This window comes from Corallococcus carmarthensis (assembly GCF_003611695.1).
GTDB lineage: Bacteria > Myxococcota > Myxococcia > Myxococcales > Myxococcaceae > Corallococcus > Corallococcus carmarthensis.
In genome coordinates, this window is the sequence record NZ_RAWE01000044.1 from 23,953 (window position 1) to 45,510 (window position 21,558).

The 21,558-nt window shown below is 71.8% G+C and carries 20 protein-coding genes; 10 read left to right on the top strand and 10 right to left on the bottom strand.

The window, feature by feature from the left end:
- The first annotated feature begins 147 nt into the window (after window positions 1-147).
- Window positions 148-1,176: a lysophospholipid acyltransferase family protein gene (locus D7X32_RS14705; RefSeq protein WP_438358967.1), complete on the top strand. Its 1,029-nt coding sequence runs from the start codon at window positions 148-150 to the stop codon at window positions 1,174-1,176.
- Between the two features lie 4 nt (window positions 1,177-1,180).
- Here the strand turns inward: D7X32_RS14705 and alr are convergent, their stop codons facing one another.
- The gene (alr, locus tag D7X32_RS14710) at window positions 1,181-2,398 is read right to left on the bottom strand and encodes an alanine racemase (RefSeq protein WP_171446974.1); all 1,218 of its coding nucleotides are present in this window, start codon (window positions 2,396-2,398) and stop codon (window positions 1,181-1,183) included.
- Window positions 2,399-2,716: 318 nt separating this feature from the next.
- Between alr and D7X32_RS14715 the strand changes: the two genes are divergently transcribed.
- A complete protein-coding gene (locus D7X32_RS14715) occupies window positions 2,717-3,577 on the top strand; it encodes a transcriptional regulator (protein ID WP_120603170.1) in 861 nt (286 codons plus the stop codon).
- 89 nt (window positions 3,578-3,666) lie between these two features.
- Window positions 3,667-4,323 (top strand): metallophosphoesterase, encoded by a 657-nt coding sequence (locus D7X32_RS14720; protein ID WP_120603171.1) that lies wholly within the window; start codon window positions 3,667-3,669, stop codon window positions 4,321-4,323.
- A gap of 28 nt (window positions 4,324-4,351) precedes the next feature.
- Here D7X32_RS14720 and D7X32_RS14725 read toward each other — a convergent pair whose 3' ends face one another.
- Genes D7X32_RS14725 through D7X32_RS14735 form a run of 3 tightly spaced genes read right to left on the bottom strand, consistent with a single transcriptional unit; the run spans window position 4,352 to window position 5,933 of the window.
- Window positions 4,352-4,603, bottom strand: a complete 252-nt coding sequence (locus D7X32_RS14725; RefSeq protein WP_120603172.1) for a twin-arginine translocation signal domain-containing protein — start codon at window positions 4,601-4,603, stop codon at window positions 4,352-4,354.
- 41 nt (window positions 4,604-4,644) lie between these two features.
- Window positions 4,645-5,115: a hypothetical protein gene (locus tag D7X32_RS14730; RefSeq protein ID WP_120603173.1), complete on the bottom strand. Its 471-nt coding sequence runs from the start codon at window positions 5,113-5,115 to the stop codon at window positions 4,645-4,647.
- Window positions 5,112-5,933: a hypothetical protein gene (locus D7X32_RS14735; protein WP_120603174.1), complete on the bottom strand. Its 822-nt coding sequence runs from the start codon at window positions 5,931-5,933 to the stop codon at window positions 5,112-5,114. The genes D7X32_RS14730 and D7X32_RS14735 overlap by 4 nt, the downstream gene beginning before the upstream one ends.
- Window positions 5,934-6,342: 409 nt before the next feature.
- Here D7X32_RS14735 and D7X32_RS14740 point away from each other — a divergent pair, with 409 nt between their 5' ends.
- Together D7X32_RS14740 and D7X32_RS14745 are read left to right on the top strand one after the other, a co-directional pair.
- Window positions 6,343-7,482, top strand: coding sequence for a TolB family protein (locus D7X32_RS14740; protein WP_158625681.1), 1,140 nt, complete (start codon window positions 6,343-6,345; stop codon window positions 7,480-7,482).
- A 261-nt stretch (window positions 7,483-7,743) separates the two neighbouring features.
- On the top strand, window positions 7,744-8,814 hold the full coding sequence (locus D7X32_RS14745) for a hypothetical protein (protein WP_120603176.1): 1,071 nt from the start codon (window positions 7,744-7,746) through the stop codon (window positions 8,812-8,814).
- Window positions 8,815-8,823: 9 nt separating this feature from the next.
- Here the strand turns inward: D7X32_RS14745 and D7X32_RS14750 are convergent, their stop codons facing one another.
- Window positions 8,824-9,834, bottom strand: coding sequence for a zinc-dependent alcohol dehydrogenase family protein (locus D7X32_RS14750; RefSeq protein WP_120603177.1), 1,011 nt, complete (start codon window positions 9,832-9,834; stop codon window positions 8,824-8,826).
- A 342-nt stretch (window positions 9,835-10,176) separates the two neighbouring features.
- Between D7X32_RS14750 and D7X32_RS14755 the strand changes: the two genes are divergently transcribed.
- Window positions 10,177-11,058 (top strand): LysR family transcriptional regulator, encoded by an 882-nt coding sequence (locus D7X32_RS14755; RefSeq protein WP_158625682.1) that lies wholly within the window; start codon window positions 10,177-10,179, stop codon window positions 11,056-11,058.
- A 3-nt stretch (window positions 11,059-11,061) separates the two neighbouring features.
- Here D7X32_RS14755 and D7X32_RS14760 read toward each other — a convergent pair whose 3' ends face one another.
- The 3 genes from D7X32_RS14760 to D7X32_RS14770 all read right to left on the bottom strand — a co-directional run bounded on the left by D7X32_RS14760 (window position 11,062) and on the right by D7X32_RS14770 (window position 16,112).
- Window positions 11,062-11,946 (bottom strand): zinc ribbon domain-containing protein, encoded by an 885-nt coding sequence (locus D7X32_RS14760; RefSeq protein WP_120603179.1) that lies wholly within the window; start codon window positions 11,944-11,946, stop codon window positions 11,062-11,064.
- A 390-nt stretch (window positions 11,947-12,336) separates the two neighbouring features.
- Complete coding sequence (locus D7X32_RS14765; protein WP_120603180.1) at window positions 12,337-14,691, bottom strand: serine hydrolase domain-containing protein; 2,355 nt, start codon at window positions 14,689-14,691, stop codon at window positions 12,337-12,339.
- Window positions 14,688-16,112 carry a GDSL-type esterase/lipase family protein gene (locus D7X32_RS14770; protein ID WP_244239013.1) on the bottom strand — a complete coding sequence of 475 codons (1,425 nt, stop codon included), beginning with the start codon at window positions 16,110-16,112 and terminating at the stop codon, window positions 14,688-14,690. Before D7X32_RS14770 ends, D7X32_RS14765 begins: the two co-directional genes overlap by 4 nt.
- A gap of 499 nt (window positions 16,113-16,611) precedes the next feature.
- Between D7X32_RS14770 and D7X32_RS14775 the strand changes: the two genes are divergently transcribed.
- Window positions 16,612-16,959, top strand: a complete 348-nt coding sequence (locus tag D7X32_RS14775) for a helix-turn-helix domain-containing protein (protein WP_120603182.1) — start codon at window positions 16,612-16,614, stop codon at window positions 16,957-16,959.
- An 81-nt stretch (window positions 16,960-17,040) separates the two neighbouring features.
- Window positions 17,041-17,406 carry a response regulator gene (locus tag D7X32_RS14780; protein WP_158625683.1) on the top strand — a complete coding sequence of 122 codons (366 nt, stop codon included), beginning with the start codon at window positions 17,041-17,043 and terminating at the stop codon, window positions 17,404-17,406.
- 7 nt (window positions 17,407-17,413) lie between these two features.
- On the opposite strand, the gene D7X32_RS14785 is transcribed toward D7X32_RS14780, so the two are convergent.
- Together D7X32_RS14785 and D7X32_RS14790 are read right to left on the bottom strand one after the other, a co-directional pair.
- A complete protein-coding gene (locus D7X32_RS14785) occupies window positions 17,414-18,022 on the bottom strand; it encodes a hypothetical protein (RefSeq protein WP_244239015.1) in 609 nt (202 codons plus the stop codon).
- A 102-nt stretch (window positions 18,023-18,124) separates the two neighbouring features.
- Complete coding sequence (locus D7X32_RS14790) at window positions 18,125-19,618, bottom strand: HAMP domain-containing sensor histidine kinase (RefSeq protein WP_120603184.1); 1,494 nt, start codon at window positions 19,616-19,618, stop codon at window positions 18,125-18,127.
- Window positions 19,619-19,900: 282 nt separating this feature from the next.
- Between D7X32_RS14790 and D7X32_RS14795 the strand changes: the two genes are divergently transcribed.
- Together D7X32_RS14795 and D7X32_RS14800 are read left to right on the top strand one after the other, a co-directional pair.
- On the top strand, window positions 19,901-20,287 hold the full coding sequence (locus D7X32_RS14795; RefSeq protein WP_120603185.1) for a serine/threonine protein kinase: 387 nt from the start codon (window positions 19,901-19,903) through the stop codon (window positions 20,285-20,287).
- Between the two features lie 107 nt (window positions 20,288-20,394).
- Window positions 20,395-21,558 (top strand): DUF3089 domain-containing protein, encoded by a 1,164-nt coding sequence (locus D7X32_RS14800; RefSeq protein ID WP_120603186.1) that lies wholly within the window; start codon window positions 20,395-20,397, stop codon window positions 21,556-21,558.

A 21,558-nucleotide genomic window follows, 5' to 3' on the forward strand; every position in this document is an offset into this window, starting at 1 on the left:
CAAGGAAGGTTGCGGTGGCCAGGGCCACCGGACGGAGCAGGTTGGGCATGGCCGCGCAGTGTGGACCAGAGCAGCCTGCCAAGGTAGCGACGTGCGAGTGACGCGTGGCCTTGCTGTCAGGTCCTGTTCGCGATGGAGTGCGCCGCCGTGTCCGCTCCCCTCTCCTCGCATCCGCTGCCATCGCAAACGAACACCCCTCCCGAGGGGAAGAAGCCGCCGGAGCACCTGCGCCGCATCATCGGTTCGCCGCCGGGCCCCATCGTGGCGTTCCTGACGCGTGGCGTCTGGGCGCTGCTCACCGCGCTGTCCCCTTCCGCGCGGGATGCGCTGGCGCGCTTCGTGGCGAGCCTGGCCTACACGCTGGGCATCCGCCGCAAGGTGGCGTTGGACAACCTGGCGCAGGCGATGCCGGAGAAGAGCGAGCAGGAGCGCCACGACATCGCGCGCGGCGCGTACCTCACCATGGCGCGCGTGGTGGTGGAGTCCCTGCCGTCCGGGGACCGCATGACGCCGGACTGGGACCAGCAGGGCATCGACGGCGAGGAGGCGTGGGCGGCGCTCAAGGCGCACGTGGCCACGGGCAAGGGCGCGCTGCTGGTGACGGCGCACTTCGGCAACTGGGAGCTGGTGGGCCAGATGCTGATCCGCTGGGGCGTGCCGCTCAACGCGCTGGTGCGTCCGCTCAAGGGCGCGCTGAACACGCGCATCGCGGTGAACCGGCTGGGCGCGGGCGCGGGGCTCATCTACCCGAAGGGCGCCATTCAAGAGATTACCGACGCGGTGAACCGGGGCGAGTCCGCGTACATGCTGCTGGACCAGGCGCTGCCCGCGAAGTCCGCGGTGTTCGTGCCGTTCTTCGGCCGGCTCGCGTCCACGACGCCCGCGATGGCGGTGGCCGCGGAGCGCACGGGCGTGCCGGTGTTCGTGGTGATGGGCGTGCGGCCCCCGGGCCCGGGCGCGCGCTACAAGCTGGAGGTGGAAGGCCCCATCCTCCCGCCACAGCCCGGCGAGTGCGCGGACCCCATCACCGAGCACACCGCGCGAGTGACGGCGGCCCTGGAGCGCGCCATCCGCCGGCATCCGGAGCAGTGGCTGTGGCTGCACCGCCGCTGGAAGGTGCAGCCCCCGGCGGTCGTGACGGCGCCGTCGCCAGGCCTCACCGAAGGCCCCAAGTAGCGAGCTACTCCACCACCACGCGGCGCAGGTGCGCGCCCAGGCGTGTCACCAATTCGTAGTGGATGGTCTGCGCCCAGCCGGCCAGGGACTCGGCGGACACGGACTCCTCTCCGTCGCGTCCCAGGAGCGTGGCCGTCACGGGACGCTCGTCGGACGTGGCGCGCGTCACGTCCACCATCAGGTGGTTCATCATCACGCGGCCCAGCACCGCGCACCGCCGCCCGTTCACCAGCACGTGCGCCTTGCCGGACGCGAGGCGCGGGTAGCCGTCGTAGTAGCCCACCGGCAGCACCGCGAGGCGCGTGGGTTCCGGGCAGCGGTACGTGCAGCCGTAGCCCACGTAGGCGCCCGCCGGCAGCCACTTCACCACCTGGCTCTTGCACCGCCACGACAGCACCGGCTTGAGCACCGGCAGCTCGCCCAGCACCAGCCGCGCCGACAGCCGCGTCTCCGGTGAAGGCCACAGGCCGTACAGCGAGATGCCCACCCGCGCCGCCTCGTAGCGCGCCCGGGGCAGCACCAGCGCCGCGGCGCTCGCGGCGATGTGCCGCTGCAACGGCTTCGCGGGCTTCAGCTGCGCGGTCAGGTGTCCCAGCGCCGTCTCGAACGCGTCCAGCTGCGCCAGCGCGTACCCCTGCTCCGTCACGTCCTCCGTGTTGGCGAAGTGGCTGAGCACGCCCACCGGCTCGAACACGTCCGGCGCGTCCGCCAGGAACTGTGTCTCGCGCGGGAGCTGATCCAACGTGAAGCCCTCGCGGCCCAGCCCCGTGTCGATGTGCACGTGCACGCGCAGGGGGCGCGTCAGCTTCGCCGCGCGCAAGGAAGGCACCGCGTCCGCCCAGGAGCGGTCCGCCACCACCACGTCGATGCCCTCGCGCGCCAGCACGACGGCCTCCTCCGGGGCCACCGCGCCCAGCACCACCACCTGCCGCGCGGGCAGCCCGTGCGCGGATTCGTGCGCGCGCACCGTGAGCGCGTCCTGCGGGGCGATGAAGTAGAGGACGTCCACGCCCGCGTGCACCAGGGGCAGCACCTGCTGAAGCCCGTGGCCGTAGGCGTTGCCCTTGAGCACCGCGCCCAGCGCCCGGGGCGTGGGACCGGAGGACTCCAGCGCGCGGAACGCCGCCACGTTGTGCCTGATGTGGGACGCGCTCACCTCCAGCCACGAGGAGTACACCGCGTCACCGGGCCCGGCTCCGAGCCCCACACCGACTTGCTCCACGTTCACACCTCCGCACCAGCCAACGTCCTCCCCGCCTCTACCAGCAAAGCGCAGGCCATGGGCGGCCGTGGCCGGAGGGCCACGGAGGGCCGGACGCCGGCTGGATGCCGCTCGGGCGGACGAGGGCGGACGGGGGCGCCCCACACGGCCAGGCGGGCGTGCGCGGGTGGACACGCGCGGCGTGGGAGCGTGTCCCGGGGGACACCTGACGGGTGGGAGTTCCGGCGCGACATGAAGGGTGACCCGGCGTCGCGACAGGGGCCGGTGGTAATGTCCCCTATCGTGGCAGCCCCGGAATTGCCCCTAGCCCAGGCCTTCATGACCGCCCGAGGAAGGACGGAGCCCGCAGGCACCGTCCCCGCCCTCCAGGAGCGGCTGGCCCAGGCTCTGGATGCGGCCCGGCAATCCTGGCCGGGCATCCCGCTGGAGGGCCCGCGCTTCGCGGCGCACCTGGCGCGGCTGGTGCCCGCGGACGGCCACGAGGAGGCCTGGGGCAAGCTGCACATGGCGGACGTGTACCTGGCGCGGGCGGCGGCGGACGGGCTGCCCGCGGCGCTGACCACGTTCGAGGAGCGCCTGATGCCGGAGGTGGACGCGGCGGTGGCGCGGCTGAAGCTGCCCCCGGCCGGGCTGGACGAGGTCCGTCAGGCGCTGCGGCAGCGGATGCTGGTGGGCAGCGCGGAGGCCCCGGCGCGGCTGGCGGCGTACCCCGGCACGGGGCCGCTGGCGGGCTGGGTGCGCGCGGCGGCGCTGTGGCTGGCCCTGGACTGGCAGCGGCAGCGCTCGGGGCAGGCGCAGTCGGAGGACGGCGACCTGTCCATGCTGGTGGCGCCAGGGGACGACCCGGAGCTGGCGTACCTCAAGCAGACCTACCGCGCGGAGTTCACCGCGTCGTTCCAGGCGGCGCTGGCGGCCCTGTCCGTGCGGCAGCGCAACTTCCTGCGGCTGAAGTACCTGGACGGGCTGGGCATCGACCAGCTGGGAGCGCTGTACGGCGTGCACCGCTCCACGGCGGCGCGGTGGGTGGTGGGCGCGCAGGAGGAGCTGCTGGATGGGACGCGGCAGCGGCTGACGGAGCGGCTGCGGCTGACGCGCTCGCAGCTGGACAGCGTGCTGCGGCTCATCTCCAGCCAGCTGGACGTGAGCCTCAGCCGGCTGTTGCGCACGAAGGCCGAGTAGTAACGCGGCGCGCGAGGCCCCGTCCGCCCGCGAGGGCCCCGAGAAACCGGGCAGGGCATTCGTGGACAGTGCGTTAAAGAGTGGGGGAGATGCGAACGCTCTTCATCGGAGATGTGCACGGCTGTTCCGCCGAGCTGGATGCGCTCCTGAAGGCGTGTGACTGGAAACCTGGCGACCGGGTGGTGCTGGTGGGCGACCTGGTGGCGAAGGGGCCGGACTCGGCGGGCGTGGTGCGGCGGGCGCGCGAGCACGGCTTCCAGGCGGTGAAGGGCAACCACGACGCGCACGTGCTGCGCTGGCACGGGGGCCACGCTTCGAAAGGCAAGAAGCTCAAGCCGGAGCACCGGCAGGTGCTGGACACGCTGACGGCCGCGGACTGGGCCTGGATGGAGAGGCTGCCCTCCTACCTGCGCCTCCCGGACCTGAACGCGCTGGCGGTGCACGCGGGGCTGGTGCCGGGGGTGCCGCTGACGGAGCAGAAGGAGGAGTTCCTCTTCAACCTGCGCAGCATCGCGACGGACGGGACGCCGTCGAAGCGGCTGGAGGCCGGCGCGCCGTGGGGCAGCCTGTGGAAGGGCCCGGAGCTGGTCATCTTCGGCCACGACGCCATGCGCGGCCTGCAAAGGCATCCCTTCGCGGTGGGGCTGGACTCCGGCTGCGTCTACGGCGGCAAGCTCACCGCGTACGTCCTGCCGGAGGGGAAGTTCTACTCCGTGCCCGCGGCCCGCGCGTACATGTCGCTGTAGGCGCGGACCGGGCCACCGTGCGCCGCTTTCAGTACGGCAGCGCTTCGCCGCGCGCCTGGACGGAAGCCACCAGGTCCTGCCGCGCGGAGCCGTAGAGCCCCGCGTCCAGCACGCTCGCGCCGGTGTCCAGGAGCCACAGCTCCAGCGCGCCCGAGCCTCCGGACACCGCCGGTGCCGCACCGGCCACGCTGGCGGCGCCCAGGCCCATGGGCACCACGGCCGCGACGGCGGTCAAACCCATCGCCTTGAGGAAGTTCCGGCGGTTCGAGTCTTCCGACATGACACGCTCCTTCGCTTGAAAAGCCCCGCCCGTTCCGGGCTTCAGGGTTGAGCAGCCTGCACCTGTGACGCCACCGCCTTGAACAGCTCCGGATCCAGGTGCGCCCTGGACCCCAACAACAACCGCTCCTCCACCGCCCGCGGCGCGTCCTCGCGCAGCTGCGTGCGGCCGCCCGACACGAACTCCACGACGGCGCCGTGCACCGTGGCCCGGGCGCCATCCGCCCACGTCACCGTGAAGCCCCGGTAGCCCAGCCCCACGTCGGGCAGGGGCCGCGTTCCTTCCGGCAGCGCTTCCACCGCCTCGCGCAGGGCCCGTGACTCGTCGTCGGACAGCGCCCACGTGGGCGCCTCCCGGCCGCTGAAGACATCCACGCTCGCCCGTGCCGCTGACGCCATGGCCTTCTCCTCCGCGCCTGGCGCGTCCGCCGGAGCACTGCCCGTCGCGCAGGCCCAGGCTCCCAGAAGCCCCAGGCCCAACGCCAGCCACGCGCCTCGCAGTGACCGCTTCATGACACCGTCACGTTGTAGCCGCGGTAGTAACCGCAGAACACCGTGTAGCCGCCGCGGTCGGCCGTCTCCGGGTTCAGGATGAGCTGGTTTGAGTTGTCGTAGTTGCGCGCCGCCGTCTGGCCCGGCTTGTGGCACCAGTGGCTGTTCGCGCAGTAGCGATACCAGTGGTAGTCGTAGTTCGGCCAGATGACCAGACAGACATTGTAATTGGCGTCCGCCCGGCACGCCGTCAGCCATCCGTCCCGCACCGCCCCGCCGCCCACCGCCGCGCAGTCGATGCTGGCGTAGATGGCCCCCGACGCGCGCCCCGGCTGCGCGAAGGTGTTGGTGCGCAGGTTGCTCGCGAAGTTGTAGCAGTTGTTGTAGCGGAGGTTCGCGGCCCCGTTCCAGAAGCTGAAGTCCGTGTCGCTGGTGAGCGCCGCCGGGCTGCAGAGGGTCATCACGCCCTGCACGTCCAGGGACTGGAGGATGACGGACTCAGCCTCCGCCAGCACCGGACCCGGGTCGCGCAAATCCAACCGCGCGCCCTCCGCCGAGTGCAGCAGGAAGCGCGAGCTCTCCGCCGCCCCCGGCTGGAACGCGCCGCCCAGGCGCACCACCGGCGGCAATCCCAGCCGCTTCCAGTCATCCGCCATGCCGGTGTCCTCGGCGCGCACGATGAAACCCCGGTAGCCCAGGCCACCCGTGTCGGCGTCCAGCGGCAGCAGCAGCGACGGGTCCGCGCGGATGCGCTCCGTCAGCTGCCGGGCCTCGCGCTCCGTCAACGCCCACCGCGGATTGGGACGCCCCGAGAAGATATCCAGCTCGACAGTCACCATGTGACACCTCTGGAGACGCTCGCGAAACCACGGGCGGGCGCCAGGGAAGGCGGGAGGGATGTCTGTATGGGATACGACCAAAGCCTCTCAAGCGTCCATAGTGGAAATCCCTGTTTCCTAGAATTTACGCGATGACGCGATATAGCAATTAAGATGCTATTGAAGGATTGCAGGCGTGCTGGCCGCGGCCGCATGGGCGGCATGGCGATTCAAGTCCTTACTTCCCCATCGCTATGGTTCTTCCATGAGCCCACGTCCCTCCTTCGCCTTGCCTTCGTCGCGGCCCCTGCTGGGACGGCGCGCATTGCTGGGATGGATGGGAGCCCTCGCCCTCTCTGGCTGCTCCCGGGAGGGAACGACGGGAGCGCGGACGAAGCCGCTTCAAGGACCTGCCCCCGGGTGGCGTGGATTGCTGTACCTCAAGCAGGAGCGTCCGGGTTCGCGGCGTGACTTGTGGATTCAATCCCTTGATGGGCTGCGGCACACCGCGCTCACGGACAGCGGGCGGCTGGCGGGCTGGAACCGTCACCAGGTGGAAGGCCCCCTCAACGGAGCATGCATCTCGCCGGATGGAACACGCGTGGCCTATGCGGAGCGCCATCCCGTCGCTTCGGACAGAGCGGGCCTCGCGCCCGTGCAAGCATGGAACGTGCTGCTCGTGGTCAATGCGGATGGCACGGGCCGGCGCATCCTCGTGGACCTGCGTGACCTGCCCTCGCTGCCGGAAGGAACCCGGGCCAGCTCGTTCAGCTGGTCCTCGGACGGAAATCAGCTGGCCTACGCGCTGGAGCTGCCCGGCCCTGGCTGTGAGCTCCTGAAGCTGTACAGGGTGGATGCCGGGTCTGGCCAGGTGACTGACGTCCCGCTCAACCCCACCCAGGGAAAGTCCCAGCTGCTGGTCTGGTCCGCGCCCCGGAACGAGCTCGTGCTCACCCTTCAGTGCGGCTCCACCGGAGCGCAGCGCCTCGGGGTCCTGGATGTATCCACGGGCCATCTGCGGGAACACCCGGCGGAATGGCCCGCCGTTTCGCCTGACGGCGCACATGCCCTCGTGGCAACCCCTGCTCCCGCTGGAAGAAAGGCATCACTGCTCACCCTCGATGACGCCTTCACCCCCGAGTCGTCATTGGGGACCTTCACGGGAAGGCTCAACTGGTACAACCAGCGCCCGGGGGGACTCTTCACGGCGGTGACGCCCGAGCCCCCGACGACGGAGTGCGCGGGAGTGACGCCCCCACCGCGGCGCTTCCATCGATGGGACCCCCAGACGCGCACGCATCCGCTGGTGCGCCAGGACGCAACCGCGTTCACGGTCCTGGCCTTCTCGCCTGACGACACCCAGGCCCTCGTGAACATCCTCGTTGGCCGGGACGACTCCCAACCTGGCTTCTGCGGTGAGGGCTGGCTCCAGCGGCTCCACCTCGTCCAACGGGACGACCTGGAGAGCGACCTTCCGCGTGAGCAACTCCTCGCGAGAAGCACGCCGCTGGGCCCCTCGACGCCGTGGCCGGGACCTTCCCATTCCTCCTACATTGGCTGGCTGCACTGATTCGCGTCCTGATGATCACGGAACGCCAGCTTCAGGTTGGCCCAATCGTCATGGCAATCATCGACCCTCCGCCATGTCCAGACATGGCAACCCAAGACATTGCCTTTCTCCTCCCCACCCAGACAGTCCAACGGGCACCGCGGCCCTTCAATCACTTCGGGTGAACGGGCCCCTCCCCGTGTGGGCTCCAGGTGTCTTCCGCACGCACCCGGGGCTCTGCCATATTCCGTGGAGGTCGTCTTTTTCCGGGAGGAGTTCAACATGGTCCGCACCTCGAGCCTCTTCAGCGCCCTGCTCCTCGTGAGCGCCTGCCAGAAGCCCCCGGAGGCTTCCCCGGCCGCGCCTGCCGCCGCGCCGGAGGTGGCGCGGGTGAAGGTGGCGCCGTTCTCGTTGTCGGTGCTCCAGGACGCGGCGCCGTCGGGCTGTACGTGGCTGCGCCTGGAGTCGGACGGCAGACGCAGGGCGCTCGTCACGGTGGATGCGGCGTGTGACGGGCTGCAGCTCGCGTGGAGCGCGGATGGGAAGCACGCGGCGGTGCGCGACCCGGCCGGCAGCGCGCGGGGGCCCGGGCGCGTGTGGACGGTGGACCTGACGTCCGGGCAGGGCGCGGCGCAGCTGTTGCCCGAGGAGGGGCTGACGGGCGCGGTGGGGTTCGATTCGGTGGGGCGGCTGGTGGCGTTGACCGCGCACACGGGCGAGCTGGTGCGGCGCGACGACGCCTTCCTCTTCGAGGGCCGGCGCATCCCCCTCCCGGAGCTGGACGAGGGCGCGGGGCTCGCGCACGCGTACCGGCTGGAGGCAGGGGCCTGGAAGCGCATCGAGACGGTGGCCACGCGCGGTGACGCGGACGCGGTGTTCGCGCTCGCCACGGCGGAGATGCTGGTGTCCTCCACGGTGGCCGGGGACCCGGATGCGCTGGCGGCGCAGGGCCTGGACGAAGGCAGCCAGGACGCGGCCCGGCTGGACGCGGTGGTGCCGCACCGGGGGCATGACGTGTTCGGCGGCTGGGCGCGCGTGGAGTCGCGGGGCGGCCCGCTGTTCGCGTGGCAGACCGCGGGCGAGCAGACCGCGCTGATGATGCCGGTGCGCTGGGAGGTGGAGGACGGCCACCTGGGCGAACCCGAGGGCCTCGCCCTGCCCGCCCAGAGCCCCGTGCGGGTGATGGCGCGCGGGGACCTGCTGTTGCTCGCGGGCGCGACACAGGCGCGCGTCTACGACCTGGGCTCGCGGCGCCTGGCGGAGTCCTTCGATGGGTTCCGGGGCGCGCGCTTCTGGCCGGAGCCGGGTTCGCTGGTGCCGCACGGTGCCACCGCGGCGTCCGTGCAGCAGTAGGCGCGAAGCTCAGGGGAAGGTGATGACCACCTTCCCGAACTGCGCGCCGCTCTCCAGGAACGCGAACGCGTCGGGGGCCTGCGCGAAGGGGAACACGCGGTCCACGACAGGATGCACGCCGTGCACGGTGAGGGCTCGGGCCAGGGCCTCCAGGTCGTCGCGGCTGCCCGTGGACACGGCCTGCAGGCGCACCACGCGGCTCAGCGCGGGCCGGATGTCGAAGCGCACGGTGGCGCTCTCCAGGAAGCCCACCAGCGTCACGGTCCCGCCCATGCGCACCGCCTCCACCGAGCGCGCCACGCCGTCGCCGCCTGCCACGTCCACCACGTGGTCCGCGCCCCGGCCGCCAGTGAGTTCGCGCACGCGCGTGGCCCAGTCCGGATGGGTGCCGGTGTGGATGCCTTCCGCCGCGCCCAGCGCCAGGGCCCGGCCGAGCTTCGCCTCGCTGCGCGACGTGACGAGGACGCGAGCCCCCGCCATCCGGGCGAGCTGGACGACGAACAGGGACACGCCGCCGGTGCCCTGCGCCACCACGGTGTCCCCGGGCCCGACGTGCGCCTGGGTGAACAGGGCGTGCCACGCCGTCACCCCTGCGATGGGCAGCGTCGCGGCCTCCGCGTCCGAGAGGTGCGGTGGGGCGGCGATGCCAGCGTCCTCGTGCACGCAGGCGTATTCGCGCAGGAGTCCATCCAGCGGGCCGCCCAGCCGTCGCCGCGCGGTGTCCTCGCGAGGAGGGCCGCGAATCCAGTCCGGGACGTAGGAGGGAATCATGCGGTCGCCCACGCGGAAGCGCTGGACGTCCGAGCCCACGGCGACGACTTCGCCCACGCCGTCGGAGACGGGCACCAGCGGGCGGGAGAAGGCACCGTAGGTCCCGCGCAGGATGGCCACGTCACGGTAGTTGAGCGACACGGCGCGCAGGCGCAGGAGCACTTCACGGGGACCGGGCTCAGGCCGGGGCCGCTCCGTGAGCTGAAGGGCGCTCAAGTCGTTTCCAGGGTTCAGGACGTAGGTCTTCATGGCGCTCAAGATGCACCTGGGACGGGACTGCGGAAACGAACGTCGGTGCAGTCCGGACGTGCGGGAATGCACGGCATGCGGGCCAACCCATGCGGCGGGATGGGCCTGCCGCGCGATGGCACTCGAGACGTTGGAGGACGCAAGGCGCCTGGGGATGCGGCGGGATTCATCAGCCTTCGCCGCTGACATCCGGCGCCAGGCGTGACGGAGGCAACGAGTGGAGACGCGAACCGGCCCCGCGCATGCCCGGCACGAGGTGAACCGTCACGGCGTGCCCGGCTCGCGTGGCGATGGCTGCGGGAATGAACGTGGGCACCTGCCCACCGTGCGAGGATGCACGGCATGCTGGCCTGGGACGACCTGCGCTTCTTCCTCGCCGTGGACCGCCACGGCACCCACGCGGCGGCGGGACGCGCGCTTCGCGTAGCGCCCACCACCATTGGCCGGCGGCTGGCCGCACTGGAGGACGCGGTGGGCGTCCGGCTGCTGCGGCGCACACCCGAGGGACTGGTGCCCACCGAGGCGGGACTGCGCCTCCGGGTCCATGCCGAGCGCGTGGAGGCGGAGGTGCTCGCGTCGGAGCGGGAGCTCACCGGCGCGGACCAGCGCGTGGCGGGGACGGTGCGCATCACGTCCGGAGATGGCCTGGCGGCGTACGTGCTCGCGCCCCGGCTGGTGGAGCTGCGCGACCGGCATCCGGACCTGGGGGTGGAGCTGCGCGCGGAACTGCGGGTGCTGGACCTGTCGCGCCGCGAGGCGGACGTGGCGCTCCGCATGTCCCGCCCCCGTGAGCCGGCGCTGCTCGCACGGCGGCTGTGCGACTTTCCCTTCCGCGTCTACGGGAGCGCGGCCTACCTCTCCCGCCGGGGACGTCCCGCGACCGTGAAGGAGCTGGCGCGGCATGACTGGGTGCGGCCGGATGCCACGCTGGAGGGGACGCCGCAGGAGGCCTGGCTGGAGCGGCACGTGCCCCAGGCCCGCACGGTGCTGCGCGCCAGCAACACCGTCACGCTGATGGCCGCGTGCGCGGCGGGGCACGGGCTCGCGGTCCTGCCGGAGCTGTTCGCGCCCCATGAGCCCCGGCTGGAACCCCTGCTGCCCCGAGCCACGGGACTGCCCACGCGCGAGCTGTGGGCCGTCACCCATCCCGACCTGCGCCACAACGCCCGAGTGGGTGCGGTGCTCACGTGGCTGGGGACACTGTTTCCCCGGCCCCGAGGATGACGCTCAGAGTTGCCCTGTGCTCTTGATGGCCGCGAACACGATGGCGCCGTAGACGCCGCCGCAGAGGCAGCAGGAGAGCACGGGCACCAGGAGCGCGCCCGCCAGCGCCGTGCCCCAGCTGGTGCGGTGCAGCGTGCGGTAGGTGAAGGCGCGCAGGCCCATGGCCCAGAAGGGCGCGGCGTACACGGCGACGAAGGGAATCACGCCGACGATGTACGGAGCCTGGGAGATGGCGTGCGCGCGCATCGTCACGGAGAAGCCGCGCTCCACGCCGCCCATGCGGAGGATGAGGTGGTCCAGGCCCGCGTTCACCAGCGTCATGCCGGTGCTGAACAGGGGCATGAGCACCGTCCAGGCCGCCATGCCCACCGTCATCCACAGCTTCACGGTCTTCGGATCCGCTCCGCCCGTGTCCGTCTCCGGGACGAACCCCATGATGATGCCGATGATCGCGGTGTAGACGATGCCCGTGGTCAGGAAGCCCGCGATGGCGGACAGGAGCACGAACATCATGGAGCTGCCCACGGGCGCGTCGGGGTTGACGCCCCGGAGCGTCTCCGTGGGCCGCATCAGCATGCCGAAGCACGTCCGCCAGAACGCCTTGAGCGTTCCCAGTTCCTCGCGCTGATCCCACGGCAACTGGCCCAGGGGTTCACGCTCGAGGCAGGTGGCGCAGACGGCGCCCTCCGGGCCCTGGCGCAGACAGCGGGCACAGGCGAACGCACCACAGCGCGGGCACGTGGCCACGCTCCGCCACTCGGGATGCACGGCGCAGACGGGCTCGGCGCCACCGGGAGCCGGGGCCACCAGCAGCGAGGCCCCACACCGCGCGCACGTCTCCGCGCCGGGGGTGAAGGGAGCCTGACAGGAAGGACAGGAAGGCGTCATCGCCGCGCATCCTCGCACGGCTCGGGCACCGTCACGCGGGCGGCAGTGAGGACCCAACGCACCTCACGGGCAGACCGGTTCTCCGGCCCTGGCGAGGACTCCAGCGCTACCGGTTCCCCAAGCCCCCGGACCTCCATGAGGTCCACCTCCCGCCCGACCCGGCCCAAACCTGTCCGACTGTCGGACCAGTTTCCTCGGCCCGGATGGAGCGGAGGCATCCCCCAGCCATGACGGCTCTCCAAACCTGTCCGACTGTCGGACCGGTTCGTAAGGTGCGCCGCGGACGGGGAGCCCCGGCGGGGTTCTCACCTTCTCATCCACGGGGACAGGCCTCATGTCCGAGGACCGGGAAGACATGCGTCCTCGCGACGCCCGGTGCGCGAGCGCGACCTACGGCTCCGGCGAGGACTCCGGATCCACCGGCACCGAAGGGGACGTGCTCCCGGCCTTGTCCTGGGCCGGCGCGCTCCCCGAGGGTGCCACGACGCCCGTTGATTTCGGAGCCCGGGCCTCCTGCGCGGCCCGGACCTGACGGGCGCGCTTCGCCTGGGCCAGCGCCGTCTTCGCCGCGCCCGCGTCGCCCAGGGCCCGCTCACGCTTCGCCAGCGCGTCCCACAGCTCCGGCGCGTCCGGGTGCAGCGTCACCGCCGCTCGCAACAGGCCTCGCGCCACCTTGGGCGAACGCGTGTCCAACAGCCGCTTCAGGAAACCCGCGGGCGACAGCACCAGCGACCCCTCCGGCGTCTCGAACGCCTCGCGCACGTGGGGGATCGCCTCTGGCTCCCGGTCCGCCTCCATCAACCCCACCGCCTGCGCCAGGTGCGCGTCCATCGACTCCGGATGCAGCTCCGTCGCGCGCTCCAGCCAGCGCATCCGGTCCGTGGGATTGCGCTTCGCCCGGTCCGCCAGCGTCAGCAGCTCGTCCGTGTAGTCCGGCCGCACCGCGGGGGCGCGCACCGCCGCCTCCTTCAGCGCGGGCCACAGCCGCTCCGGATCCTTCATCGCCTCCAGCCGGCTGCGCTTCAGCGCCGGCACCTCCGCGCGCTTCCACCCCGCGACGAAGCGGGCCACGTCGCTGCGCACGGTCGGGCTGAAGCGCTCCGCCTCCGGACACTTCAACGTCTCGCACGCGGCCAGGTAGTCCGCGAAGAAGCCCGCGGCGCCCTGCGTCCGGTACGAGCGCAGCCGCTCCGCGCCCATCGCCCGCTCCACCGTGGCCGCCATGTGCGCGCCCACGCGGATGAAGAGCGACTCGCCGCGCGGCTCGTGCGCGCCGCGGATCCGCTCCATCGCGCCCCGGCCATCCCGGGCAATGGCCGCCCGGTCGAAGAGCGAGGACACCTTCGTGAACGCCCCCGCCAGGTCCGTCTCCGCCGGCAGCGTGCCCGGCCCGCGCGTGGCCCAGTCGTGGTACGCGAGCCCGTAGCTGGCCAGCCGCCCCATGCCCTCGTACACGACCGCGTCCACGGGGTCCGTGAAGTGGCCGCCCCGGGCCGGCGCGCCCTCGTCCAGCGCCGTCTCCATCAACCGGATGGACAGCCGGCGCAGCCGCTTCGCCTCGTCCTCCACGTTGGTGGCGAGCGCGATGGCCGTGTCCTCCGCCGGCAACAGCACCAGCAGCGTCGTCGTCTCCGGCTGCCCGCCCGCGTGCGCCACGATGTAGTGGCCCCGCAGCGGATAGGTCGCGAAGCCCATGCCGTAGTCGGTGATGTGCCCGTCGCGCGTCACCATCGTCGCCTGCATGCGGCCCATCGTCTCGCGCGTCACCAGCGTGTGGTCCAGCACCGCTCGAGCGAAGCCCAGCAGGTCCTCCACCGTCGCGCGCGTACCGCCACCACCGAAGCGGCTGGTGACGTCCAGGAAGCGCGACGGCTTCAGCGCGGCGCCCGCCACGCGGTAGCCCACCGCCTGCTGCGCGTCGCGCGTGCTCATCTCGTCCAGGTCCGCGTGGCTCATGTTCGCGGGCCCGAAGACGTGGTCGCGCAGGTACTCGCGGTAGGGCTGGCCAGAGGCCGTCTCCACCGCCGCGCCCAGCAGGTTGAAGCCCCACGTCGTGTACAGGTAGCGCGTGCCCGGCTCCGACATGAGCGGCCGGTCCGCGAACAACCCGATGGCCTCCTTCGTCGTCACCGGCTTCGTGTTGTTGCCGGCGCTCGGGCTGTCGTAGGTGGGCACCCCGCCCAGGTGGCCCAACAGCTGCCGCACCGTCACCGGCCACTGCTTCACCGGGTACTCGGGCACCAGCGTGTGGATGTCCGCGTCCAGGTCCAGCTTGCCCGCCTGCGCCAGCTGCATCACGGCCACCGCCGTGAAGGACTTGGTGATGGACGCCATGCGGTACGTGGTGCGCACCGTGGCCGGCAGCTTCTTCGCCAGGTCGCGGTAGCCATAGCCGCTCATCCACCGCTGGCCGCCCCGCATCACGCCCACGGACAGGCCCGCCGTGGGGCCCTGCTTCAGGTCCGCGCGCACCAGCGCGTCCAAAGCGCGCTGCACCTCTGGCGGGAACTCGGAGGCCTTCGTGCCCGGCTCCGGCGCGACCTTCGCGCTGGACTCCGGCGGAGACGCGGGCTTCGCGCCGGGCTCGGACGGCACGGCCTCCGGCTTCGCCGCCGCTTCTGCCTTTTGCGCGACGGCGGGCTCGCTCGACGCGGGAACGGACTTCGGCTCGGACGCGGCGGGCGCCTGCGCGAACGCGGGCCCTGCCGCCAACACCCAACACAGCGCGACAAAGAGCCGCTTCATGGCACCGCCTCCGCGGTCTGACGGGCTTCACCGCCGGCCGGTGCATCCTCGCGCGAGGACGTGAGCGCCGGTGCCGGCACCGCGCCCTCGTTCGCCCATCCCGCCAGCAGCGCGTCCGAGACCAGCTGTCCCAGCAGGTCCAGTCCCTGACCGCGCGGATGCACCAGGTCCTCGTGCATGAACCCCGCCTGATGGAAGCGCGCGAGCGAACCCGCTCCGCCCATCGCCGTGTAGAGGTTGAAGAAGCCGCAGCCCTCGGCGAGCGCCACCTCGCGCTCGGCCTGGATGGCGGCCTCCAGGAACGGCCGCTGCGTCAGGGGCTTGCCCTTCGCGTGGCCGTCCTGCACCGCGTCCATGGGGCCCACCACCAGGCACGCGCTGCCGGGCGCGGCGGCGCGGGCGCGGCGCAGGAGCGCGGTCAGGTCCTGACGCACGGTGGGCAGGTCCGTGCGCTTCCACTCCAGGCGCTTGGACTCATTGCCACCCAGGAAGAAGAGCAGCAGCTTCGGGTCGCGCTGCTGAAGTTGCGCCTTCAGCGCGTCCTCCTCCAGCCGGGCGTACAGCGTGGCATCCGCGGACGGCACGCCGAGCATGTCCAGCACGATGCCGGACGCGTCCTGCTGCAGCACCACGCCCTGCACGATGGCGCCCTTGCCTTCCGCGGTGACGTCCAGCCACTTCGCGCCCGCGGGCAGGTCGAAGGAGGTGGTGCGGCTGGCGCCGTCCCCTTGAGGCTCCGTGCGCGCGAGCACCGTCCCGTCCACGGACACGACGAGGCGGCCCGCGCCCTTCACGTCCTTCCACCAGAGCGTCCCGCGCGGCTCGCCCTCCAGCTTGAAGCGGCCGCGGGCGCGGTTCTCCGTGGCCAGGTGGTACACGCCGGTGATGCCGAACGGGTGCGGCGGCGCGTGCAGTTCGCCCAGCGTGCGCGGCTGCCAGCCGTTGCTCACGGCGGCCGTGCGCGACCGTCCGCCATAGGGGGCCATGCGGTCCACCAACAGCACGCCCCGGCCCGCGTTGCCAAAGCCCGCCGCCAGCTCGTCGCGGACCACATCCACGATGCGGTCCCCCGCGATGAGCGAGTTGCCGAACGCGGCGACCACCGTGGGCGCCTTCGACGTGCCCTCCAGCAGCCCGTCCAGCGCGGCGAAGAACGGCGCAAGCGCGGACCGCGCACAGCCGGTGTCGGCGGGCTCCAGGCACGGCTCTTCCACCGTGCTGCCCGGAGCCTGCAGGCGGGTGGCCAGCGCGTGCAGGTGGCCGGCGCGCTCGGTGGTGGGCGGCAGGGCCCGGAACGCGGAGCGCCCGGCCGGACGCGGCGTGTGTCGCACCGGCGCGGGCAGGTTCGCGGAAGCGGGCACCACGGGAGGAGCACCCGCGCCCGTCACCGTGCGCTCTGCCTCGGCGGACGCGGACCGCACGGAGGGCGCTCCAGCCTCGGACGAAGGCTCCGCGGAGGTCGCGCCCACGGAGGCGGGCTGCGTGGAAGCCGTCGTCTCCACCGGAGCGGGACGCGCGGCACCCGGTTCCGGCGGCGGGACGGAGTCCGTCGCGGGAGTCGTCGTCAGGGGGAAGCGATGAGGGGGTGTGCGGGACTCGCACCCGGGGAGCAGGGCCCCCGCCAGGACAGCGAGCAACCACGCCCGCCGGAGCCCCCGCGAGACATCGGGAACCGTCATGTGGCCGGCGAGCGTAGACGAAACCCCGGGGTCGCGCATGTTCTGGACCCCACGCTCGGCCGCCTTGCGGGCCGCCCTGGCGTGGCTTCCCGGACATCGCATCCGTCCTTCATTACACGCCCCGCCCGGACGCCCGACAGGAAGAACGGATTTTCCCGCACCCCAGCGCAAATGCAGGGTCCGGCCGCGAACAGGGTCCCTTCACATGGCGCGGAGCGCCCCCAAATTATCCGCCGCGATTATGGCGAAGAACCGGCTCACAACGTGGACGAAGCTCCACCGGCGATTTGGCGACCATGTGCGCCGCATGCGCAACAACCGCGCGCTCACGCAGGAAGCCCTCGCCGAACGCAGTGACCTGTCGGTGGATGCCATCCGCCGCATCGAGCGGGGCGCCTTCTCTCCGTCGCTCGACACGCTGGGCAAGCTGTCCGGGGGACTCGACGTGTCGCTCAAGACCCTCTTCCACTCCTTCGATTCGGAGCGCACCGACGGCGTGGCGGAGATCTGCGACTACCTCGCGAGCCGCTCCGGCTCCGAGCTGAAGCTCGCGTGGCGCGTGCTCCAGGCCATGTTCGACGAGCGCTGAAGCGCACGCACCACGCTACCGGTCGCACCCGGCAGATGTTCCCTGTCACCCCGGATGCGTTTGCCCTATGCGTCGGGCGAAATGAGCCGCGCTCCTCCCACCCTCCTCCTCGTCGAGGACGACAGCGACCTGCGCGACGCGCTCGTGGAGATCCTCCACACCGAGGGGCACACCGTCGTCGCCACGGGGACCGGTGACGAGGCCCTCTCGTGGCTGGAGCTCCATCCGCTCCCCGCGCTGGTGCTCGTGGACATGTGGACGCCGCGCAAGGACAGCTGGCGGCTGTTGGACACCCTGCACCGCGAGCCCCGCTTCGCGGACATCCCCGTCGTGGCCATCAGCTCCAGCGAGGAGCGCCACCCCGCCATCCGCGAGGTGCTCTCCAAGCCCTTCGACCGCGAGGCCCTGCTCGCCGGGGTGCGCAGGTTCGTGCACCCGCTGCACTGACCGGCGTTCAGCCGCCGGTCGTCCGCTGACTCAGCCGCCCCGCCACGCCCGGGTCCAGCCGGAACGAGTCGAAGAAGCGGTCCGCGTCCTGCGGCGCACGCCCTTCCGGGTGCAGCAGCAGCTGCTGGTACAGGCGCGGGCCCACCATGAAGAAGCGGCCCCGCAGGCGGCGCGGACCGGACAGCCCGCCCACCTCCTGGCCCGGGAAACCGCCCTCCATCTCCAGCGGCTTCGCGGTGATGGCCGTCGCGCCCAGGGCCTCCAGCGCGCCCTGGCTGGCGCGGTCCACCACGTCGCGCGGGCTCACCTGCGCCACGGCCGCGAGCGGGAAGTCCGTATAGGAGACGTAGTAGGCGGTGTCTTCCTGCGTGCGCGCGGCGATGAACGTGTGCAGCGTCACGTCGCCCACGTCCGTGGGCTGCACGCGCCGCTCCTCGGTGACGGGGCCGGGGAACGTCACGCTGAAGCCACCCTCCTGCGACTGGACGACGGAGGACGGCGACTCCCGCACGGGCTCGGCGGCGGACACGGGGGGCTCGGTCTGCGTGCGCCCCGCGCACCCACCCAGCACCAGCAGGGCGGCCAGCGGCACGGCCCGGCAAGAACGCTTCATCATCCAGACGGCTCCTGACATGGGGCCGCAAGGTACGCCCTGCCCCGCCCGAGCGCATCCCTCCGCGTCATCCGGGCACGCTTCAGGCAACGGTTGCCCCCGTCCTCAGTGCATCGCGCCGGAGCCCACCCCGGCGGGCTCCTCGTCGTCGGAGGGCGCGGGCGGCTCCGGCGGTCCCGAGGCGGACACCCGGGCCAGGTGGACGCGGAACACGGAGCCCTGGCCGGGCCGGCTCTCCACCTCGATGCGGCCGCCGTGCGCCTCGATGATCCGCCGCGACACCGACAGCCCCAGCCCCACCCCGGGGGCGCGCTGCTTCGCGTTGCCCGCGCGCTGGAACGGGACGAAGAGCCCCTTGAGCTCCTCCGGCGACATGCCGATGCCCTGGTCCGCCACCGCCACCACCACGTGCTCGGCGTCCCCGCCCACGGACACCTCCACGCGGCTGCCCGCGGGGGAATACTTGAGCGCGTTGCTCACCAGGTTGTTCAGCACCTGCTCCAGCCGGGAGGGGTCCGCGCGCACCAGCACCGCGGTGTCCGGCACCACCAGCTCCAGCGTGTGCCCGGAGTCGCTGGACTGGTACAGCTCCACCACGGAGCGCGCCAGCTCGCGCGTGTCGCGCACCTCCGGCTGGAGCTCCAGCTTCCCGGCCTCGATGCGGGTCGCGTCCAGCAGGTCCCCCACCATCCGGTCCAGGCGCGCCACCTGCCGGCGCACCAGCGACAGCGTGCGCTGCATCCGCTCCGGCGTCACCTCTCCGCGGCCCGTCAGCGACGTGGACAGCTTCAGCGCGGACAGGGGGTTGCGCAGGTCGTGCGCCACGCCGGCCAGGAACGCCAGCTGCTGCTCCTGCTGGTGGGTCAGGCTGTCCGCCATCTCGTTGAAGGTGTGGGCCATGTCGCGGAGCTCCAACGGGCCCTCTTCCGGCGCGCGCAGGTGACGCCCGCCCCGGCCGAAGCCAGCCATCGCGCGCCGCAGCTCTCCCACCGGGCGCAGCGCGAAGCGCCGCAGCCAGAAGACCACCAGCCCCAGCGACGCCATCAGCAGCAGGCCCAGCACCAGGCCCAGCACGTTGGCCATCTCGCTCCAGTACGCCGCGCTCTGCCGGGCCGCCTGCGCCTGGTCCACGTTGATCTGGATGAGCCGCTCCAGCGAGCGCAGCGCCAGGTCCAGCGACGACACCGCCGCCGCATCGTGCTGGGCCGCGGAGAGCCCCTGACGGAGCGGCGCCTGCTGCGCGTGCAGGTAGGCGTACACCTCCGTCTGCACCTCCGCCACCATCTGGCGCTCCTCCTGGGTGGAGGCGGTGCCATGCATCTCCACCAGCTGGCGGCGCAGGTCTGACTCGATTTGCGGCGGCGTGCGCCCGCGCGACGGGTCCGCGAGGATGGGAGCGCCCGGCAACGCCACGAGGCGCGAGTGGACGAGCAGGTCCACCTCCAGCTCCTCGGCCTGCCGGACGCCTTCCACGGATTCACTCAGCGTGGAAGCCATGCGCTCCAGGGCGGTCGTCAGCACCACGAGCAGGGTGGCGGCAATCACCGTGAGCAGCACTAGGCCGCCCACCACGGTGGAGAAGAAGGCGCGCAGGCTCATCGCGCCTCCTGTGCGAGCCTCCAGCCGACGTGACTGGTCATGTTCGGGCATCCTCCCTCCGGGCTCGCGCCAACCCTCGTGGTCGCCGCCCTCTTCCTGAGGAAAGCAACAAGCGTCCGATATCGTGGATTCGCACCCCGGATGCGGGCAGGCCCAAGGCCGCCACCGGCCTCAAAAGGAGCCGGCCTCTCAAGGCCCAGCCATGCTAGTCAGCACGGACACGCGGCTCGATGCGCCCTCCCCCGGACTCCGGGCGCCCGCCCTGCTTGAAGAGGTCACCCGATGGATCTGCTCGCACCACCGGCCCGCACACTGAACTTCGATGCCTTCTGGCGTTGGCTCCAGGAGCACACCAACTGCATCCTGCGCTGTGGCTCCCCCGACATGACGCTGTTCGACCATGACGACTTCCACTGGATGCTGATGGAGGAGGAGCGCCAGCACGTCCTCCAGCTCATCAAGGGCAAGTCGCTGGTGGGCGAGATGGTGATGGTGGGCCGCGAGGTCTCCGAGGTCACCATCTCCCCGGATCCGGACGCGGATCCGCAGGCGGGCCACTTCCTGGCGGAGCTGATGGGAGGCCCCAAGGAGGATCCGCAGGTGCTCTACCACTTCATCATGGCCCACGGCATCGAGCCGGCCGCCGGCCACCAGGGCTTCAAGCACTAGCCCTGCCGGAGGGGTTGAACGCCGTCGCAGGGGCACCATGGCAGCGCTTCATCCGCGGCGGGTTATGGTGCCCGGCACATCGGGCCCTGCGGCTCGCGGAGGCCAGCATGGCGGGTCGTTCAAGGAAGTGGCTCTGGGCAGCCGGCATCGTCGCGGCGCTGATTGTCGTGCCCACGGCGGTGTTCTGGCCGCAAATCTCGATGATCCTCATGTTCATCCAGGCGAGCAAGCCGCCGGCGACGCCCTTCGCTGACACGCTCCAGCCGCCAGCCCCCGACTATGGCTCGCCCGCGAGCTGGGCCGCGCTCCCCGACCGCAAGGACGACGCGGACGTGGTGCCCGCCATGGACACCACCGACGGTCAGGCGGCCGCGCCCGTGGATGTCTTCTTCATCCACCCCACCACGTACTTCAGCAACAAGACGTGGAATGCGCCGGTGGATGAGCCGACGGCGAAAGACATCACCGACCAGGACATCCTCCGCAACCAGGCCAGCGCCTTCAACAAGTGCTGCCGCGTCTACGCGCCGCGCTACCGCCAGATTGCGTTTGGCGCGCAGCAGGGGGCACCGGAGGAAGCGGGCAAGGGGTGGGACCTGGCCTACAGCGACGTGCGCGCCGCCTTCGAGCATTACCTCCAGCACTTCAATCACGGCCGGCCCTTCATCATCGCCTCCCACAGCCAGGGGACGATGCACGCGCTCCACCTGATGGAGGACCTCCTCACCGGAAAGCCGCTCCGGGAGAAGCTGGTCGCGGCCTACCTCATCGGCATCCCCATTCCGACGGATGTCTTCACCCAGACCCTCCCGGACATCCCGCTCTGCGCCGCTCCCGAGCAGACCGGCTGCGCCATCACCTGGAACGCCATCGGCCCCTCGGCGGACACGAGCCTCTTCCACAGCATCCAGCACCGCTACCCGTCCGGGCAGAAGGCGTCCATCGTGGGGAAGGCGCTCGCCTGCACCAACCCCTTGGGCTGGAAGACGGATGAGGAGCCTGGAGCGCGCGCGGCCCAGCTGGGAGGTGTGCGGTTCGCGATGGGGACCGGTGCGCCGCCCAAGCCCGACCCCGCGCTGGTGGACGCGCAGTGCCGCAAGGGCTGGCTCGTCATCTCCACGCCAGCGCCCAAGGCCTACCGGGAGGTCCTGCTCGGGCCCGACATGTATCATGTCTATGATTACAGCCTGTTCTACGTGGACATCCGGGAGAACGCGCAGACCCGCGTGAAGGCCTTCCTCCAGACCGTCTCCCTCCCGCCGCCGCACTGA

What these genes read in the sequence shown, in the direction of transcription:
- D7X32_RS14730 (WP_120603173.1), bottom strand. Translation starts at nt 5,115, where the DNA reads ATGAAGCGGTCACTGCGAGGCGCGTGGCTGGCGTTGGGCCTGGGGCTT.
- D7X32_RS14725 (WP_120603172.1), bottom strand. Translation starts at nt 4,603, where the DNA reads ATGTCGGAAGACTCGAACCGCCGGAACTTCCTCAAGGCGATGGGTTTG.
- D7X32_RS14785 (WP_244239015.1), bottom strand. Translation starts at nt 18,022, where the DNA reads ATGATGAAGCGTTCTTGCCGGGCCGTGCCGCTGGCCGCCCTGCTGGTG.
- D7X32_RS14750 (WP_120603177.1), bottom strand. Translation starts at nt 9,834, where the DNA reads ATGAAGACCTACGTCCTGAACCCTGGAAACGACTTGAGCGCCCTTCAG.
- D7X32_RS14735 (WP_120603174.1), bottom strand. Translation starts at nt 5,933, where the DNA reads ATGGTGACTGTCGAGCTGGATATCTTCTCGGGGCGTCCCAATCCGCGG.
- D7X32_RS14790 (WP_120603184.1), bottom strand. Translation starts at nt 19,618, where the DNA reads ATGAGCCTGCGCGCCTTCTTCTCCACCGTGGTGGGCGGCCTAGTGCTG.
- D7X32_RS14780 (WP_158625683.1), top strand. Translation starts at nt 17,041, where the DNA reads ATGAGCCGCGCTCCTCCCACCCTCCTCCTCGTCGAGGACGACAGCGAC.
- D7X32_RS14715 (WP_120603170.1), top strand. Translation starts at nt 2,717, where the DNA reads ATGACCGCCCGAGGAAGGACGGAGCCCGCAGGCACCGTCCCCGCCCTC.
- D7X32_RS14720 (WP_120603171.1), top strand. Translation starts at nt 3,667, where the DNA reads ATGCGAACGCTCTTCATCGGAGATGTGCACGGCTGTTCCGCCGAGCTG.
- D7X32_RS14765 (WP_120603180.1), bottom strand. Translation starts at nt 14,691, where the DNA reads ATGAAGCGGCTCTTTGTCGCGCTGTGTTGGGTGTTGGCGGCAGGGCCC.
- D7X32_RS14745 (WP_120603176.1), top strand. Translation starts at nt 7,744, where the DNA reads ATGGTCCGCACCTCGAGCCTCTTCAGCGCCCTGCTCCTCGTGAGCGCC.
- D7X32_RS14760 (WP_120603179.1), bottom strand. Translation starts at nt 11,946, where the DNA reads ATGACGCCTTCCTGTCCTTCCTGTCAGGCTCCCTTCACCCCCGGCGCG.
- D7X32_RS14775 (WP_120603182.1), top strand. Translation starts at nt 16,612, where the DNA reads ATGGCGAAGAACCGGCTCACAACGTGGACGAAGCTCCACCGGCGATTT.
- D7X32_RS14800 (WP_120603186.1), top strand. Translation starts at nt 20,395, where the DNA reads ATGGCGGGTCGTTCAAGGAAGTGGCTCTGGGCAGCCGGCATCGTCGCG.
- D7X32_RS14755 (WP_158625682.1), top strand. Translation starts at nt 10,177, where the DNA reads ATGCTGGCCTGGGACGACCTGCGCTTCTTCCTCGCCGTGGACCGCCAC.
- D7X32_RS14795 (WP_120603185.1), top strand. Translation starts at nt 19,901, where the DNA reads ATGGATCTGCTCGCACCACCGGCCCGCACACTGAACTTCGATGCCTTC.